The sequence below is a fragment of the Paenibacillus sp. YAE3 genome (genome assembly GCF_057546105.1).
The window spans coordinates 1-696 of record NZ_BAAIYF010000037.1 but is presented as its reverse complement, the minus strand read 5'-3'; the positions used below and the strand labels follow the sequence as shown (position 1 = coordinate 696).

Genomic DNA, 696 nt, shown 5'->3' with positions numbered 1-696 from the left:
AAAAGTGGCTCCTGTACCTGTTCCGGCTCCCATCGTCGAGGTGAAGCGCAGAGACGTCATAAACGGTTTGATGATTGGCATGCACACCAACTCCTCATGTAAAGTACGTAAGGAAAAAACCTTACAATACATATCAAATGAACGAATCTGCGTTCCCGAAACGGACAAACATCATCTGGGAGGACGTATTTTTTATCGGTTTCGAACCTGCACACCGTGTATTTATCTGCGTTGCCAGAACAACGCAGCCAGACGGAATGAGCCCTATTCGAAACAAAAGATAATCTAGGCTCCTTCTTGCTAGAAAAGTGCCCCCTCTTGCCTTGCTGCCCTTTCGGCACCTCTCTTCAATAGAAGAAAGGCAATAGCGCGTCTGTTCCCAAACGTTAGCCTTCTGCTTCCCCTTTATGACTCAACCTCTCCCCAGCTTGAAAAATAGAAAAAGCGCCCGCACTCAGCCGGACGCCCCTGCTCATTCCTCATATTCGATTGTCGCCAACAGCTCCACAAGCCCATCGCCTACGTGCTGCTCACCCGTCAGCGCAAACAAAGCTTCATTCACAGTCCCGTAGTTGGTCACTTGCCCGTAGAGCAAAATAACTGTCGGAAAACGGGCAATCTCCCCGGACAGGTTCGGCGGAATTTTTTCGGCAAAACTCTCCCCGGCGGATACGCACTCGCGCTGCAAATAAGCCA

At 50.1% G+C, this 696-nt stretch carries 2 pseudogenes; both read right to left on the bottom strand.

Annotated elements, in window-relative coordinates:
* A pseudogene (locus AC27KL_RS28040) lies at positions 1 to 81 on the bottom strand (DUF4183 domain-containing protein); the annotation flags it as partial.
* Between the two features lie 391 nt (positions 82 to 472).
* Positions 473 to 696, bottom strand: a pseudogene (locus tag AC27KL_RS28035) (immunity 22 family protein); the annotation flags it as partial.